This is a genomic window from Thermoactinomyces sp. CICC 10521 (genome assembly GCF_016055135.1).
Taxonomy (GTDB): Bacteria; Bacillota; Bacilli; order Thermoactinomycetales; family Thermoactinomycetaceae; genus Thermoactinomyces_A; species Thermoactinomyces_A daqus.
In genome coordinates, this window is sequence record NZ_JAECVZ010000022.1 from 20,196 (window position 1) to 37,392 (window position 17,197).

Genomic DNA, 17,197 nt, shown 5'->3' on the forward strand with positions numbered 1-17,197 from the left:
ACGGATGAGGATGGGATCTCCTGAAATCTGGTAAATAAAAACGAATTGAATAAATATACATTTATACTTATAATAATTACATCATAATGAGAAATGATGATTTTTATTCCGGTAATGGTGAAAAGTTGAAAGGAGAGAAAAAACATGAAGAAGTGGCTTGGCATGTTGCTCGCGTCCGTGGTCGCCGTTTCCTTTGTCCTGACCGGGTGCACGAATAAAAATACGGATAACAGTGTGATTCAGATCGGGACGAATGCGGAGTTTCCGCCATTTGAAAAATTGGAGGGGGACGGGAAGATTACCGGGTTTGATGCCGATCTGATTCAGGCCATCGCCAAGGAAGAAAACCTGAAGATCAATTTTAAACATTACGGCTGGGACCAGATGCTTGACGGCGTTTCCCGCGGGAAGCTCGATGCCGGGATGGCGGCGATCACCATTACGCCTGACCGCAAGAAAAAATATGATTTCAGCATTCCTTATTTCGATGCCAAACAATTGATTCTGGTACCGACCTCTTCCCATGTATCATCGCTGAAACAGTTGAACGGAAAACGGATCGGAGTGCAAACGGCCACAACCGGAGAACAGGTTGTGCAGGAGATGTTCGGCAAAACCTATTCCGGGCTCAAGGGATATGATGATATTCCGTCTGCCGTTCATGATCTGGAGCTCGGGCGACTGGATGCGGTGGTCGTCGATAACGCCGTGATCATGGAATATATCAAAAAGCTGGGCCAAGGCAAATACAAGATTGTTGAAGATCCTTCAATCAAGACGGAACAGTACGGGATTGCCGTGCACAAAGGCAACCAGGCCCTGCTGCAAAAGCTGAACGACGGATTGAAAAAAGTAAAAGCGAACGGAACGTATGACAAGATTTATCAAAAATATTTCGGGACGGAACCGCAACAATGATTCGAAACGCTCGCATCTTTTGTCGGTTGGGAACTCCTGGCCGACCGTCAGGGCTCGGGAAGGTCAGGGGAACCAGCGATCTTACCTGGCAACAAATTTTTATATAAAAATGGAAACAAGTGCAAAATAAAGAATTCATTAAATATGAATGCATTAACACACCCCTTGTCCATTTTCTGTGGATAACTTGTGGATAAATAGTGGACAAATTGTGTATATCCCTGGGTTGTGGATGTTGTGGATAATGTGGATAACTTTGTGAATAACTCGAAAAACAATGATTTGCAGATAAAGGGGTTTGTGGATAACAATGGATCAACTTTTGAACGAACTCGATTGGTCAGTCATTGTCCAGTACAAAGATTTGTTTATCCGAGGTGTTGTGACCACAATCGAATTGACTGTGGTTGCCATATGCATCGGGCTTTTGATCGGACTCATTTTGGGTTTTATGCAGATTTCGGGAAAAAAGTGGCTGGTCATACCAGCGAAGCTTTATGTCGATTTGTTTCGGGGAACACCTCTTTTCCTGCAGATTCTTACCATTCATTTTGCCGTGTTGCCGACGTTGTTTGAAGATATTCTCGGCTTGGAGACGCCGGATGCCATGGTTTCCGCTTTCGTTGCCTTGTCGATGAATGCCGGGGCTTACATCTCGGAAATTTTTCGCGGCGGAATTCTTTCCATCGAAAAAGGGCAAATGGAAGCAGCGCGTTCACTGGGGATGACCTATGCCCAGGCGATGCGCCTGGTGATCCTGCCTCAGGCGGTCAAACGGATGCTGCCACCGCTCGGAAACGAGTTTATTGCACTGTTAAAGGATACGTCCCTGGTTACGGTCATCGCGGTCAATGATATTACCTATGCAGCATTTGTCACAGCGAAAAACACATTTGTGCGCTGGTCGCCGTATATCGCGGCCGGTGTGATGTATCTCGTCCTGACCCTGATTCTCTCCCGCATTGTCTTCCACTTGGAAAAACGGTTTAATACGAGCAGCAAGAAGGGATGATTGTCCAGTGATCACAGTAGAAAATCTGAATAAATATTTTGGCGACCATCATGTGTTAAAAGAGATCAATGTACAAATTCAGGAGAGAGAAGTGGTCTGTGTGATCGGGCCCAGCGGTTCGGGGAAAAGCACGTTTTTGCGATGCCTGAATCTGCTGGAACGGGTCAGTTCGGGGCGGATCGTGGTCAACGGGTTCGATTTGACCGATCCAAAGACGGATATCAATCGGGTTCGCACGGATGTGGGAATGGTTTTTCAGCAGTTTGAACTGTTTCCTCACAAAAAGGTACTGGATAATATCACATTGGCGCCGATTCACGTTCGCAAGATGGAGAAAGCCGAGGCGGAGAAAAAGGCCCTGGCTCTGCTGGAGAAAGTGGGGTTAGAGGAGAAGGCGGACGCTTATCCCGGAGAGCTTTCCGGCGGCCAGAAGCAGAGAGTGGCCATCGCGCGGGCATTGGCGATGGAGCCGAAACTGATGCTGTTTGACGAGCCGACTTCCGCCCTTGATCCGGAGATGGTCAAGGAAGTGCTGGATGTCATGAAACAGTTGGCGGGGGAAGGGATGACCATGGTCGTCGTCACGCATGAGATGGGATTTGCTCGGGAGGCGGGTGATCGCGTTCTGTTTATGGATGACGGAAAAATTCTGGAAGAGGGAACACCGGAGCAAATTTTTGAACAGCCTCGCCATGAACGGCTCAAATCATTTTTAAGCAAGGTGTTGTAGGGATGACTTTTGGCCGGGTTTTTGGTATAATTCTCACAGAGTGTGAAAACACTTAAAACTGTGATACGAGTGAAAACTCGTTAAACAGAAGGTTTGGACGGTATTTCCTTTCAGGAAGCTTGTTGCTGTTTCAGCGGCAATGCTGTTCTATTTTTCCCGGCATGAGCGTTTCTTATGCCGACCATTATCTGAATTTAAGAAGGGACTGTGTTTGCATGCAAGGCAAAGTCAAGTGGTTCAACGCGGAAAAAGGTTACGGGTTTATTGAGCGCGAAGGCGGAGAAGACGTTTTCGTTCACTACTCTGCGATTCAAATGGAAGGTTTCAAAACATTGGAAGAAGGACAAGAGGTTGAATTTGAAATCGTGGAAGGTTCGCGTGGACCACAGGCTGCGAACGTTGTGAAAAAGTAACATTCCAAACCGAAAAAAAACGCTCCCCGGATCTTGGACCTGGGGAGCTTTCATTTTTGCTGAAAGTGTGAAAATGCATGCGGTCCGGATCGTGTCACCCTCTCAGATTGCCGGGTTTTTAATCCGGATTATCCTGGTAAAAATTATGGTAATTTTTGGTGTAATTTTTTATCGAAGTTTGTAAAAAAAAGAGGAGGAATTTTTTTTAAATGAGGGAATAGATAGAGTACAAAGCGGAAGGAGGATTCTCTATGAGATATGTCATCCGTGGGAACAATTTCCAAGTGACTGATGCGCTCAAAGACTTTGCTGCACGAAAACTCGGGCGGCTCGAAAAGTATTTCGATTCCTCTCCGAATCAGGAAGCAGAAGCTCACGTTGCCATGAGTGTAATCAAGGATCAGCACAAAGTCGAAGTGACGATTCCGTATCCGGGCTTGCTTTGCCGCGCGGAGGAATCGAGCGAGGACATGTACGCATCGGTCGACTTGGTAGTTGAAAAATTGGAGAGACAGATTCGCAAGTATAAAACCCGAGTGAATCGTAAATCTCGCCAGGATGCAAGCTTCCGCAACAACTGGAAAGAAAGCGCATACAATGAAACGGCTGTCACGGCAGTGACCGAGGAAGAAAATGACCTGAAAGTGGTCCGGACCAAACGGTTTAACCTGAAACCGATGGGGACGGAAGAAGCGATTTTGCAAATGGACATGCTGGGTCATAACTTCTTCGTATTTACCAATGCTGACACAAACCTGATCAACGTGATCTATCGCCGCAAGGACGGCAAATATGGTTTGATTGAACCGGAGTGATTCAAATACGGAAAATTCACCCTGTCAGGGTCTAAGAAGGGAGTTGGGGAAAAGCCCCCAACTCTTTTTTGATGGAGTTCCCGTGAAGAATCGGTGATTTTTATTGCAGGGAGGCTTGCCTGTGGTATGATAACTTCGTATATAGATCAGGTCTCCTGGTGAACAGGAAAGGTGCAGGGGGTTTAACAAGATGAAAATATTGACAGTGGTTGGAGCAAGACCGCAATTTATCAAAGCGGCTCCGGTTTCCCGCGCGATTCGCAAACAAGCGGATGAGATATTGGTACATACGGGTCAACATTACGATAAATCAATGTCGGATGTCTTTTTTTCCGAACTCCATATTCCGGTTCCCGATTATCATCTGCATGTCGGTTCAAAATCCCATGGCGCGCAGACAGGGGAGATGCTGTCCCGGATCGAGGAAGTGATTCTGAAAGAAAAACCGGATTGTTTGCTCGTCTACGGGGATACCAACTCGACTTTGGCGGGAGCGCTCGCGGCCAGCAAGCTTCATGTTCCCGTCGCACACGTCGAAGCGGGTCTGCGCAGTTTCAACAAACGGATGCCGGAAGAGATCAACCGGATTCTCACCGACCATGTATCTGAGTGGCTCTTCTGCCCGACGCAAACGGCAGTCAACCATCTTGCCACCGAAGGCATCCGCCGGGGAGTTCACCTGGTTGGCGATGTGATGCTGGATGCGGTGCAGTACAACAGCAGATTGGCGAATGAAAAGTCCGGCATATTGAAAGAACTGAACATAAAGACCGGGGAATATATCCTGATCACCCTTCACCGAGCGGAAAATACCGACGATCCGGCCCGTTTGTCGCAAATCATTTCAGCGCTCAACGAACTTCCGCTGCCGGCAGTCCTTCCACTTCATCCCAGGACGAAGGGCAAAATGGCACAAATGGGCCTTGCCATTACCAATCCGAACGTCAAATTGATCGAACCTGTCGGCTATCTGGATATGCTGCAGCTGGAGGTCAATGCCAAAAAAATACTGACCGATTCCGGCGGAGTGCAGAAGGAAGCGTTTTTTGCCAAAGTTCCGTGCATTACCATGCGTGACGAAACGGAGTGGACAGAAACGGTTGAGCTGGGTGCCAACCTCCTTGTCGGGGCGGATCAGTCGAAGATTCTTGATGCAGTGGACAATTTCACCGTTGATTTTACCAGGATGAAAGACGTGTTCGGCGACGGGCGGGCATCGGAGAAAATCACAGATCAACTTCTGAAAGACCTTGGCTGACCGGAGCAGGCCGGGGCCCCATTTTTGACCGGGCCGCCGGCCTTTTTTTGGAAAAAGAATATCCGAAAGATTTCACTAATATTACATTGACCGTTTTTTGTTTCATGTTAATGTAATATAGTAACCGGAATGTTACAAGCAAGTGCTGTATTTGCAGGAATAGAAGAAGTCAACACGGCTGAAGTTTATAGCGATCTCATAAAATGAATCTAAATGGATTGTCCAGAAGTAAGGAAGTGAAGAAGTTGAGAATTTGGTTAGCGAATCATTATGCGGTTCCTCCCAATATCGCCGGGATTACCCGCCACTATGAATTGGCGCGGGAGTGGGCGACGGAAGAAAAAGCGGATGTCACGCTGTTTCTCTCCAAATTTGTCCATCCTCGCCGCACCTTCGTCACCGCAGAGGAAAAAAACGCCCTCGACAAGGTTCCGGGACTGAATCTGAACTGGCTTTGGTCCTATCCCCATAAAACCAACGATTTCAAACGGATCATCAATATGGGGAGCTTTGCCGCCATCTTTTTTCTGGCCGGATTGTTCAAACGGAGACCCGATGTGTTAATCGCTTCTTCGCCTCATCTGTTTACCGCATTTTCCGGATGGATGCTGGCAGCGTTAAAGCGGTGTCCGTTCGTTCTCGAGGTTCGGGATCTGTGGCCTGATTCGCTCATTAAAATGGGCGGCCTGAACAACAAACACGTCATCAAACTGCTCACTTGGATGGAATTGTTTCTCTACCGGAAAGCGGATAAAATCATCGTGCTGACCGAACATCAGCGCAAATTTATTGCTGATAAGGGCATTGATCCGGATAAAATCGAGCTGATTCCCAATGGGATCGTCGTCAGCTCCTGGAAGCCGGACCCGTCCAAGCGGGCAGAGTTCCGCCGGAAAATGGGAGTGCCTGAAGACGATTTTGTGGCCATTTATACGGGGGCGCACGGGCCGGCAAATGCCTTGCAATACGTGGTGGAAGCGGGCCGCTATCTCGATCCGGGCATTTCCATCGTACTGATCGGTGACGGCCCGGAAAAGGAGAAGCTGATCAGGCTGAAGCGCGAAAAAGGGCTGGATAATGTTTATCTGCTCGATCCTGTTCCAAAAGCAGAGATTTTCGATTATACGCAAGCCGCCGACGTGGGGATTATCTCCCTGGCTGACAATGAAGTGTTCCGCGGTGCCCGGCCCAACAAACTGTTTGATTACACCTTTATCGGATTGCCGATTGTGACCACGGTTGACGGAGAAGTGCGTGAAATCGTCGAGAAAAACCGGGTCGGGCTCTTCGCCGGGGCGGAGAATCCGGAAGGATTGGCTGAAGCCATTAAAACCGTGCGTTCGTATTCACAGGAGGAGCGCGAAGAGATTAAAAAGAACGGACGCGATTATATCGATCGCGAAGGGGATCGCAAGAAATTAGCACACCGTTTTTATACGATCCTGCAAAAGCTGGTGCGCCGCTAAACGCTTTTCCAGGCGTAAAAAGTGAAAAAACGGACGAAATTTGATAAACTAATTAATGTGGGCTTTTATATTCATCGAGATCATACAAGAATCTCTTGTTTCATATAAATCCAGCTTAGGTAGGAGATGATGAAGGTGTTGCAAGCCCTTCGAAAATTGCTTGATCCGCAAGAGAGGCAATTGAAGAAGTTTTTTGCCCTTGCTGATACGATCGATTCGTTGGAGCCGTCGATGCAGGTTCTTTCCGACGAAGAACTCCGGGCAAAGACGGATGAATTTAAGAATAGGCTGGAAAATGGAGAGAGCTTGGACGATTTGTTGCCGGAGGCGTTTGCCGTTGTGCGTGAGGCGGCGAAACGGGTGCTTGGCATGCGCCATTTCCGCGTGCAACTGGTTGGGGGAATGGTGCTGCACCAAGGCGATATCGCCGAGATGAAAACCGGGGAAGGGAAAACGCTGGTATCGACCCTGCCGGCATACCTCAATGCGCTCACCGGCAAAGGCGTGCACATTGTGACCGTCAACGATTACCTGGCCAAACGGGACCGTGAATGGATGGGACAGGTTTTTGAATTCCTGGGTCTTACGGTCGGACTCAATCTGCCGCAGATGAGCCCGGATGAGAAACGGGCCGCGTACCAGGCGGATATTACGTTTGGAACGAACAATGAGTTCGGCTTTGACTATCTGCGTGACAACATGGTGCTCTATCCCGAACAATTGACACAGCGCGAACTGAACTATGCGATCATCGATGAAGTGGACAGCATCCTGATCGATGAAGCGCGGACGCCACTGATTATCAGCGGTCAGGCCAACAAAGCGACAGATCTGTATTATACGGCCGACAAAGTGGTTCGCCGTTTGAAAAGAGACGAAGATTATACGGTGGATATCAAGACAAAACAGGTTGCGCTTACCGAAGACGGCGTGAAAAAGGTGGAGGGTTTCCTCGGTGTGGATAACCTCTACGATATGCGCAACATCACGCTGAACCATCATGTGCAGCAGGCGCTGAAAGCCCATGTCCTCATGAAAAGGGATGAAGATTATGTGGTCAATGAGGACGGGGTTGTCATCGTGGACGAGTTCACCGGCCGCCTGATGTACGGACGCCGGTACAGCGACGGCTTGCACCAGGCGATTGAGGCAAAGGAAGGTTTGCAGGTGCAGCGGGAGAGCATGACTCTGGCCACCATTACGCTGCAAAACTATTTCCGCCTGTACAAAAAACTGTCCGGGATGACCGGGACAGCCAAGACAGAGGAAGAAGAATTCCGCAAAATCTACAATATGGACGTTTATCCGATTCCCACCAATCGCCCGATGGCCCGCAAGGATTTGTCCGATGTTCTGTATAAGACGGAAGAGGCCAAATTTAATGCAGTCGTCGAGGAAATCGCCCGACGCCATGAAAAAGGGCAACCCGTTTTGGTCGGGACGGTATCGATTGAAAAATCGGAACGGCTTTCCCGAGCGCTCAAAAAACGGGGAATTCCGCACGAAGTGTTAAATGCGAAAAACCATGCGCGTGAAGCCGAAATCATTGCCCGGGCCGGACAGCGGGGAGCGGTGACGATCGCCACCAACATGGCCGGTCGGGGAACGGACATTGTTCTCGGCGAAGGAGTGGCCGAGCTTGGCGGGTTGCACGTGTTGGGAACGGAACGCCATGAAAGCCGCCGCATCGATAACCAGTTGCGCGGGCGTTCCGGCCGGCAGGGAGACCCCGGTTCATCCCAGTTCTTCCTCTCTTTGTCCGATGATTTGATGCGCCGGTTTGGGGCGGAGAACCTGGAAAACATGCTGGAGCGTCTGGGACTGCCGGATGATCAGCCGATTGAAGGAAAAATGTTCAGCAAGGCGGTGGCCAACGCACAGCGCAAGGTGGAAGCCAACAACTTTGATGCCCGACGCTGGGTATTGCAATATGACGACGTCTTGAATCAGCAGCGGGAAATTATTTATAAACAACGGCGGGAAGTGCTGACCAGCGATGATTTGAAAGATGTCGTTCTCGGCATGGCAAAATCGACGATTGAAAATGTCGTGGGCATTCATACCGCGGAAGAGCTGGAAGAAGATTGGGATCTGGAAGCGATCGTCGATTACGTTGAATCAAATCTGCTTCCGGAAGGACGCATTGATGAGGAAGACCTGGAAAACAAAGAGCCCAAGGAAATCATCGAACTCATCTATGACGAGGTTGTCCGCCATTATGAAGAGAAGAAAGAGGAAATGGGCAACGAGCGGTTGCAGGAATTCTCCAAAGTTGTTATCCTGCGTACTGTCGACCGCAAATGGATGGATCACATCGATGCGATGGAGCAGTTGCGTCAGGGGATTCACCTGCGGGCCTATGGCCAGGATAATCCGCTTCGGGCTTATCAATTCGAAGGCTTTGCCATGTTTGAGGAAATGGTGAAGGAGATTCAGGAAGAGGTTATCAAGTATGTCATGAAGTCCGTGATCCGTGAAGAAGAAGAGCTGGAGCGGGAAGAAGTGGCCATCAATGCCGTCGCGCATTCCGGGGGATCGGAAGAGGGAGTGGCGCCCAAAAAGCAGCCGATTCGCCGAAATGATAAAGTGGGCCGCAATGAACCCTGTCCGTGCGGAAGTGGAAAGAAATATAAAAACTGCTGTTTAAAAAACGAAAAAGCAGTTCCAGCAAACCGGTGAGGCAGGGGCTTTACCCTGCCTCTTTCGGTGATAGTGTTTTTTTCTTTTTCATATATAATAAAAATGTTTCAGGAACAGACTTGAGCATGAGGTGATTGATGTGGAAATGAGCGAAGTGAAACAGCATTTGTCCAATACAGCCAAGCAATTGGCGGATATCAGGGGGTCTCTTTGACCTCGATCAGAAAAAGGAACGATTGACTGCACTGGAAGAGAAAATGGCTTCCCCTTCGTTTTGGGATGATCAGGAAGAAGCCCAAAAAGTGATTGATGAAATGAAACAGCTCAAAGAGCTGACAGAAACGATGCAGAAACTGGAGGAAAAGCAGGAAGAGGCGCAGTTGATGCTCGAACTCTTGGCCGAAGAAGGGGAAGATGAGGCGATGGGCGAAGAGTTGGAGCGGGAATTGCGTGAGCTGAAAAAGGAGATCGACGCCTTTGAGCTCACCCTGATGCTGAGCGGGCCTTATGATCGCAATTCGGCCATCCTGGAACTGCATCCGGGGGCCGGGGGAACGGAATCGCAGGATTGGGCGGAGATGTTGCACCGGATGTACGTCCGCTGGGCGGAAAAAAGCGGGTACAAAGTGGAAACACTGGACTATCTGCCCGGTGAAGAGGCGGGAATCAAAAGTGTCACGCTGCTCATCAAGGGAATCAATGCTTACGGCTATCTGAAGGCAGAAAAAGGGGTGCACCGGCTTGTCCGCATCTCGCCGTTCGATGCGTCCGGCCGCCGGCATACTTCCTTTGTTTCTGTCAATGTGATGCCGGAGATTGACAATGATGTGGAAATCGAAATCCGTCCCGATGAGCTGAAAATCGATACCTATCGCTCGAGCGGGGCAGGCGGCCAGCACGTCAACACGACCGATTCGGCGGTAAGGATTACCCACATTCCAACCGGGATCGTCGTGACCTGCCAGTCAGAACGCTCGCAGATCAAGAACCGTGAGCGTGCGATGAAAATCCTTAAGGCACGTCTTTATGAACGCCAGATGGAAGAACAGCAGAAGGAACTGCAAGCCCTGAAAGGGGAGCAGACCGAAATCGGCTGGGGCAACCAGATTCGCTCCTATGTTTTCCATCCGTACAGCATGGTGAAGGATCACCGCACCCAGACGGAAACGGGAAATGTGCAAGCGGTGATGGATGGAGAACTTGATCCGTTTATTGAGGCTTATCTGCGTAAGTTGATGAACAAAGGATAAAAAGAGCCTGAAAAAGAATAGAGGGGTGACCGGTTCATGTCCGATTGGAAAAACGTCCAAGTGGAAAAAGGGGATGCCTGGGCACTTGTCACATTTAACCGTCCGAAAGTGTTAAATGCGCTCAACCGGGAATTGCTGGAGGAACTGGACGCTGTCATTTCTTGGATTGAGCAGGATGAGGAGATTCGTGTTTTAATTATGACAGGCAGCGGTGAGAAAGCATTTGTCGCCGGAGCAGATATCACGGAGCTGCGCCGGATCCCGTCCGCTACGGAAGCGGAGCGCCTGGCCGCATTCGGGCAACGGTTGTTCAGCCGGATTGAAAGCTTGCCGATTCCGGTGATTATGGCAGTGAATGGCTATGCTTTGGGTGGAGGATGTGAATTGGCGATGGCCGGTGATATCATCCTCGCTTCTGATCGTGCTCGCTTTGGCCAGCCGGAAATCAACTTGGGCGTTATTCCCGGATATGGAGGGACACAGCGTCTCGCCCGCCGTGTTGGCACAGGAACGGCGAAATACCTGTGCATGACGGGTGAGATGATCGATGCGCAGGAGGCCGCGCGCCTCGGTTTGGTGCAAAAAGTGGTTGCGGCCGATCAGCTTCTGGACGAGGCGAAGCGATTGGCAAAACAGTTGGCGCAAAAAGCGCCGATTGCTCTTCGGTATATAAAGAAAGCCATTGATATCGGAACAGAAACCGATCTTTCTGCCGGACTTCATTTGGAGGCTTCTTATTTCGGGTTGACCTTCAACACCGATGACCGGGCAGAAGGAATGGATGCTTTTTTGGAAAAAAGACCTCCCCGCTTTACGGGCAAATAGAGTTCGGCAGTTGGTTTCCCTGCTCGTCATTGGTCGGGGAGAATGGGAAAAGGAGGTAAAAGTCGATGGATTTTATTATGGAAAATCCGCAGATTGCGGGTGTAGCCGCCCTGGTAATCGTCCTGATTCTGATTGTCGTGATCAGCTTGATTGTCAGCAAAAAGCGAAAGCGGGAAGTGGCAGAACTGGAACAGATGTTTCCGGAAGGAAGTTTGGGCAGTGAAGATATGAAAATCTCCGTTGAACAAGTGCGCCGTTCCACGTTGAGACGGGAGAAGATGAAGAAGAAGCAGCAGTATATTCCGCGCGAACGGCCAACCGAGCCGCTGCCGGATGAAGATAAAGAAATCATTGTGCGTGACAGCCAAGTCCTGAGCAAGCAGAGCAAACCGGATCGGAAACGGGAAGACAGAGCGGAGAAAGAGAAAGTGGAACGAAGCCGGTCTTCCCGTCTGTCTTCTGTGTCAAAATCAGCGTCAAAAGAAAAAAGCGAAGAACAGCCGAAGCTGGACAAGCTCTACGAACAGGTTGAAGACAAAGAAAAGTCTTTTGCCATCCGGACGAAAACACGCAAGGCGAACCATGAAGAAGAAACGGAAAAACTGGAATCGCCCAAGAAGAAAAAACCAATGGCGCCGCAGAAAGCCGATTCCGAACAGAAGGGCGATTCTTTGGAAAACCGCCGTTTATACAAGCGGAGCCTGTTAAAACCCGATCGCGGGCGGGAAAGCAAAGATCTCGGCAAAGCGACCTTGATTGATACACAGATGTTTACGACAGACGAAATCGCTGCGGCGATGGATGAAAAAGAAAAAAGCTCCTCACGTTCCAAACAGGAATCAGGTAAAAAATGGTTCTCCAAGTAAAGGGTGAGTCGGGTGAAATATAAATTCCTTTTGGCGACAGGGGCAGCTGCAGCCCTCTTGCTGGCAGGATGCAGCACCGCCGGACAGGAACAGCAACAGCAAAGCAGCAGTGCGGCGGATACACCGCAGGAAGTGTTCGCCAATAACTGTTCTGCCTGCCATGGCGGCAACCTGCAAGGGGGATATGGCCCGAGCCTCCAGAAAATCGGCAGCAAATTAAGCAAAGAGCAGATTATGCACGTGATCGAAAACGGGCAAGGGCAGATGCCGCCGCAAACGCAAGTGCCCAAGGAAGCACGGGAAAAGCTGGCCGAATGGCTGTCGCAGAAAAAATGAGGATTTCACATAAGAGGGACCCGGGTCGGCCATCTGCCTGAAATACACAATCGTATTTTGAATTTCGAATCTGACGGCAAACAGAAGAAAGAGATCGGGGATGGCTGGCAGGGGCCGAACGCCGGCTTTTCAGTCGAAGGAGATCGGTGATATTCTGCACCGACCTTTGCGATCAAGGAGCCGGGAGCAAAGAGAATACCAACCGGACTTTATACATGTTGTACCACCTAAAAACGGTGGTCTTTTTTTATGGAATGGTTGAATAAATATTAATATGATTGTATAATGATACATAACTTGCAAAGGTCGTTCCAAAAAAAGAGGTGCAATCAATTGAAAACAGCAGTGATTGGCTCCACCGGCTACGGAGGAGTTGAGTTGATCCGCCTGCTGGCGGCACACCCCCATTTTGAACTGACGAAACTGATTTCAACTTCAAAAACGGGCGAAGCGCTGGATCAGGCGTTTCCGCATTTGCGGCATTTGGGATATGCCTTTTCCGGATTGAATGTGGATGAATTGGCGGAACAAGTCGATCTTGTCTTTTTTGCCACTCCCGCCGGCGTCAGCGGCAAATACGCTCCCGCCCTTGCGGAACGGAACGTGATCGTGGTCGACCTGTCCGGGGATTTTCGTCTGGGCGAGCCGGAGGTTTACGAAGCGTGGTATGGGAAAGAAGCCCCGCCCCGTACCTGGATGGAGAAAACGGTGTACGGTCTGAGCGAGTGGTTTGGCGACCGGCTGCCGGAAGCACAGTTGATCGCCAATCCGGGTTGTTACCCCACGGCTTCGCTGTTGGCGCTTCTGCCTTTGCTGAAGGAAAAAGTGATTGATCCGGCCATGGTCATCATCGACGGCAAATCCGGCGTATCCGGGGCAGGGAGAAAGCCGGGGCTGGCGACATTGTTTTGCGAAGTGAATGAAAATGTTCGGCCGTATAAAGCGGACCGTCATCAGCATACGCCGGAAATGGAGCGTTTCGCGGAAATCTGTGCCGATTCACCGGTGCGCATCCGGTTTGTTCCCCATTTGGTGCCGATGAATCGCGGAATTCTGATCACCCTTTATGCAACCAACTTGAATAATTATACAAACCGGGATCTGTTTGATTTGTATTGTGAGACCTACCAAAACCGGCCTTTTGTCCGTGTGTTGAAAGAAGGTTGGCCGGAGACCAAGGCGGTGCAGGGGAGCAACTTCTGTGACATCGGCTTCCATGTGGATGAGCGAACGGGAAGCATTGTTGTGATGGCGGCCATTGACAATCTGATGAAGGGGGCGGCCGGCCAGGCAGTGCAAAACGCCAATCTTCGTTGCGGCTGGCCGGAGGAGAGCGGGCTGACCGGGATTCCGCTGTATCCGTAAGAGAGAAGACCAGGAGAAAAGGAGGAGAAGAGAAGTGGAGACAATCAAAGAGCGCGTGCAGAAGCAGATGTTTTCCGTGGCTTCCGATGCAAAAATCACATTTCCAAACGGGTTTGTCGCTGCGGGAATGCATGCCGGCATCAAGCGGAAACGCCCGGATTTGGGATTGCTTGTTTGCGAAGTGCCCGCCTCCGTGGCCGCTGTTTATACGACCAACGCTTTTCAGGCAGCTCCGCTGAAAGTGACACAGGAGAGTCTCGGGGCCGGGCGGCGCATTCAGGCAATTGTGGTCAACAGCGGGATCGCCAATGCCTGCACGGGACGAAAAGGGTTGGAAGATGCTTATCAAATGAGGAAAAAGACGGCCGATTTGCTGGGGATTCCCGAGCATTTCGTTGCTGTCGCCTCGACCGGAGTGATTGGTGAATACCTGCCGATGGAGCGGGTGGAACAGGGACTGGATCAATTGGTTCCCCGGTTGCAAAAAGGGGACGACAAATTTGCCCAGGCGATCTTGACAACCGATACGTGCACCAAACAAGTGGCGGTAGAACTTCAGATCGACGGAAAGTGCGTCAGGATTGCCGGTGTGGCCAAAGGGTCCGGGATGATCAAGCCGAACATGGCCACGATGCTCGCTTTTATCACCACCGATGCCGTCATCGACTCCGATGTGTTGCAATCCCTTTTGTGGAAAGAGACCGATCTCTCTTTTAATATGATCACCGTCGACGGTGACACCAGCACCAATGACATGGTGATTACGATGGCCAGCAATTTGGCCGGCAATCAGCCCCTCGGCCGCAATCATCCGGAGTGGAACCAGTTTCGTGCCGCATTTGCCTATGTGTGTGAAGAGCTGGCCAAAATGATCGCGCGCGACGGAGAAGGGGCGACCCGGCTGATCGAAGTGAAGGTGGCGGGAGCCGGGTCCGATGAGACTGCGCGGAAAGTGGCCAAGGCGGTCGTCGGTTCCAATCTGGTAAAAGCGGCCATCTACGGCGCGGATGCCAACTGGGGACGGATCGTTTGTGCAGCCGGTTACGGTGCGCCCGATCTGAATGCAGACGCGGTGGAAGTGCGTCTGGGAGAGATTCCGGTTGTGCGTGAGGGACTTCCTCTTCCCTTCGATGAGTTGGAAGCGGAGAAGGAGCTCAAAAAAGAGACGGTGAGGATCATCCTCGATCTGCATCAGGGAAATGGGTGCGCGACCGCCTGGGGATGCGATTTGACCTATGAATATGTCCGGATCAACGCCAGTTATCGCACGTAGTCCGCAGGGAACGGAAGGAGAGTATCAATGGGAAAAGTGATCGTCGTCAAGGTTGGCGGAAGTGTTCTGGAAAATCTCGATCCCGGATTTTTTGCCGGCTGTGCCCGAATGCAGAAAACAGAGGGGCTCTCGCTCGTGATCGTTCATGGAGGGGGCCCGTTTATTTCCCGATGGATGGAGCGAATCGGCAAAAAACCCGCCTTTGTTGACGGACGCCGCGTTACGGATGGGGAAACGCTGACCATTGCTGAAATGGCCCTGGCCGGACAGGTGAACAAGGAACTGGTTTCGCGATTTGCCCGTGAGGGAGTGGCGGTGCTGGGATTGAGCGGAGTCGATTTAAACCTGTTACAGCTTGAACCGGAAGATCCGAAGCTGGGGTATGTTGGTAAGGTGACCGCTGTCCATGCGGAACGGCTGCAAACGATTTTGCAGCAAGGATGGTTGCCGGTCATCGCCTCTCTCGGAATCGACGGGCAAGGAAAGGTTTTGAATGTGAATGCGGATGAGGCGGCAGAGGCAATCGCCCGGGCGCTTGGGGCGGAACAACTGGTCATGGTCAGCGATGTGGATGGCGTCTACATCGAAGACACTTTGCTTTCCCATATGAATCCGGCGATGATCGAAACTTATATTGCCCAAGGTGCGATTACGGGGGGCATGATCCCCAAAGTGCGCTCGGCCGTTCGCTCTCTGGAGGGGAGTGTCAGGGAAGTGAGGATTGTCAGCGGCAAAAAAGCCGGCATATTTGACCCCGTTTCGGGAACGCGGATTTTGAAAGAGGGGGTGGACGAACATGTCGCTCTTTCCCACATACGTACGCCATAATGTCCGTTTTGTAAAAGGAAACGGGGCGGTTTTGGAAGATGATCAGGGGAAAACGTATCTCGATTTTGCTTCCGGAATCGGGGTTACCAATCTCGGGCATAATCATCCGCGGATCAAGCAGGCCTTGCTCGACCAGGTCGAAGCAGTTTGGCACACTTCCAATCTGTTTCAAGTGCCGGCACAGGAAAAAGCAGCGCAGCGTCTGACCCGCCTGACCGGTCTGGGAGCGGTTTTTTTCTGCAACAGCGGAGCGGAAGCAAACGAAGCGGCAATCAAACTAGCCCGGAAATGGGCGCAAGAAGCCAAAGTGATCAGTGAACCGGAGATTATCACTTTCCAGGGGTCTTTTCATGGCCGTACCCTTGCCACCTTGACGGCGACCGGCCAGGACAAGGTGAAACATGGGTTTTCCCCGCTCCCGCGCGGATTTCGCACTGTTCCCTTCGGCGATCTGGAGGCGGTGAAGCAGGCGACAGGAGCGACGACCGCTGCCGTTCTGCTGGAACTGGTTCAGGGAGAAGGTGGAGTGCGCCCGGCTGATCCCGATTTTATCGAGGGGCTGTCCGCGTGGTGCAAGGAGAAAGAGATCTTGCTGATGGTGGATGAGGTACAGACCGGAATCGGCAGAACGGGAGCGGCATTTGCTTTTCAGACGTACGGTCTGAAACCTGACGTGATCACGGCTGCCAAGGGATTGGGCAACGGCTTCCCGATCGGAGCGATGATCGCTAGGGAAGAATTGAAACCGGTGCTGGGCCCGGGAACACACGGTACCACATTTGGAGGCAACCCTCTGGCGACTGCGGTGGCCGCTGCCGTGCTGGCTGAGCTGGAGGAGACCCCGATCCTGGAAGAGACAAAAGCTAAGGGTGAACTCTTTGCCCGGCTTTTGACCGATGAACTGTCGGGGTTGCCGGGGATGGTTTCCGTGCGGGTGAAAGGATTGATGGCCGGGGTGGAGTTTGACCAGCCGGTGGCCCCGATCATCACAGCGCTTCTCGGAAAGGGGCTGGTCACACTTCCCGCCGGAGAAAAGGTGCTGCGCCTGTTGCCCCCGCTGATCGTTACGGAGGATCAGATCAGAAGAGCGGTTCATCTTATAAAACAAACCTGCCTGGAGAGGTTTGAGCCCGCAGGCAGCGGTCGATAAGCAAGATCACCGGAAGAGAGTGTGAGAAGCCAACGGAACGAGGAGGAAACAG

General features: G+C 51.2%; 16 protein-coding genes. All 16 read left to right on the forward strand.

All coding sequences use genetic code 11. The features are described 5' to 3' along the window. Window positions 1–144 precede the first annotated feature (144 nt). The 16 genes from I8U17_RS13650 to I8U17_RS13725 all read left to right on the forward strand — a co-directional run bounded on the left by I8U17_RS13650 (window position 145) and on the right by I8U17_RS13725 (window position 17,145). Window positions 145–918 carry a basic amino acid ABC transporter substrate-binding protein gene (locus I8U17_RS13650; RefSeq protein ID WP_033100355.1) on the forward strand — a complete coding sequence of 258 codons (774 nt, stop codon included), beginning with the start codon at window positions 145–147 and terminating at the stop codon, window positions 916–918. A gap of 310 nt (window positions 919–1,228) precedes the next feature. Next, window positions 1,229–1,930, forward strand: coding sequence for an amino acid ABC transporter permease (locus tag I8U17_RS13655; protein ID WP_033100354.1), 702 nt, complete (start codon window positions 1,229–1,231; stop codon window positions 1,928–1,930). A gap of 7 nt (window positions 1,931–1,937) precedes the next feature. Continuing rightward, on the forward strand, window positions 1,938–2,660 hold the full coding sequence (locus I8U17_RS13660) for an amino acid ABC transporter ATP-binding protein (protein WP_198055527.1): 723 nt from the start codon (window positions 1,938–1,940) through the stop codon (window positions 2,658–2,660). A 215-nt stretch (window positions 2,661–2,875) separates the two neighbouring features. Next, window positions 2,876–3,073 carry a cold shock domain-containing protein gene (locus I8U17_RS13665; protein WP_033100539.1) on the forward strand — a complete coding sequence of 66 codons (198 nt, stop codon included), beginning with the start codon at window positions 2,876–2,878 and terminating at the stop codon, window positions 3,071–3,073. A gap of 251 nt (window positions 3,074–3,324) precedes the next feature. Continuing rightward, on the forward strand, window positions 3,325–3,888 hold the full coding sequence (gene hpf / locus I8U17_RS13670; RefSeq protein WP_198059553.1) for a ribosome hibernation-promoting factor, HPF/YfiA family: 564 nt from the start codon (window positions 3,325–3,327) through the stop codon (window positions 3,886–3,888). Window positions 3,889–4,078: 190 nt separating this feature from the next. Beyond that, window positions 4,079–5,146, forward strand: coding sequence for a non-hydrolyzing UDP-N-acetylglucosamine 2-epimerase (wecB, locus tag I8U17_RS13675; protein WP_198059554.1), 1,068 nt, complete (start codon window positions 4,079–4,081; stop codon window positions 5,144–5,146). Between the two features lie 245 nt (window positions 5,147–5,391). After that, entirely contained in the window at window positions 5,392–6,612 is a 1,221-nt protein-coding gene (locus I8U17_RS13680) for a glycosyltransferase family 4 protein (RefSeq protein ID WP_033100350.1), read from the forward strand. Window positions 6,613–6,747: 135 nt separating this feature from the next. After that, complete coding sequence (secA, locus tag I8U17_RS13685; RefSeq protein ID WP_033100349.1) at window positions 6,748–9,291, forward strand: preprotein translocase subunit SecA; 2,544 nt, start codon at window positions 6,748–6,750, stop codon at window positions 9,289–9,291. 100 nt (window positions 9,292–9,391) lie between these two features. Next, a protein-coding gene (prfB, locus tag I8U17_RS13690) for a peptide chain release factor 2 (RefSeq protein ID WP_181735394.1) occupies window positions 9,392–10,502 on the forward strand; the annotation gives its coding sequence in 2 pieces (ribosomal slippage) (window positions 9,392–9,463 and window positions 9,465–10,502; 1,110 coding nt in all). A 36-nt stretch (window positions 10,503–10,538) separates the two neighbouring features. Beyond that, entirely contained in the window at window positions 10,539–11,327 is a 789-nt protein-coding gene (locus I8U17_RS13695; protein ID WP_033100348.1) for an enoyl-CoA hydratase-related protein, read from the forward strand. A 65-nt stretch (window positions 11,328–11,392) separates the two neighbouring features. Then, window positions 11,393–12,193, forward strand: a complete 801-nt coding sequence (locus I8U17_RS13700; RefSeq protein WP_198059555.1) for a hypothetical protein — start codon at window positions 11,393–11,395, stop codon at window positions 12,191–12,193. 12 nt (window positions 12,194–12,205) lie between these two features. Then, window positions 12,206–12,529, forward strand: a complete 324-nt coding sequence (locus I8U17_RS13705) for a c-type cytochrome (RefSeq protein WP_033100346.1) — start codon at window positions 12,206–12,208, stop codon at window positions 12,527–12,529. A 333-nt stretch (window positions 12,530–12,862) separates the two neighbouring features. After that, entirely contained in the window at window positions 12,863–13,894 is a 1,032-nt protein-coding gene (gene argC, locus I8U17_RS13710) for an N-acetyl-gamma-glutamyl-phosphate reductase (protein WP_033100345.1), read from the forward strand. Between the two features lie 67 nt (window positions 13,895–13,961). Then, window positions 13,962–15,167 (forward strand): bifunctional ornithine acetyltransferase/N-acetylglutamate synthase, encoded by a 1,206-nt coding sequence (argJ, locus tag I8U17_RS13715; RefSeq protein WP_198059568.1) that lies wholly within the window; start codon window positions 13,962–13,964, stop codon window positions 15,165–15,167. A gap of 27 nt (window positions 15,168–15,194) precedes the next feature. Continuing rightward, window positions 15,195–15,995: an acetylglutamate kinase gene (gene argB / locus I8U17_RS13720; protein WP_198059556.1), complete on the forward strand. Its 801-nt coding sequence runs from the start codon at window positions 15,195–15,197 to the stop codon at window positions 15,993–15,995. Next, window positions 15,964–17,145, forward strand: coding sequence for an acetylornithine transaminase (locus tag I8U17_RS13725; RefSeq protein ID WP_198059557.1), 1,182 nt, complete (start codon window positions 15,964–15,966; stop codon window positions 17,143–17,145). The genes argB and I8U17_RS13725 overlap by 32 nt, the downstream gene beginning before the upstream one ends. Window positions 17,146–17,197 lie beyond the last annotated feature (52 nt).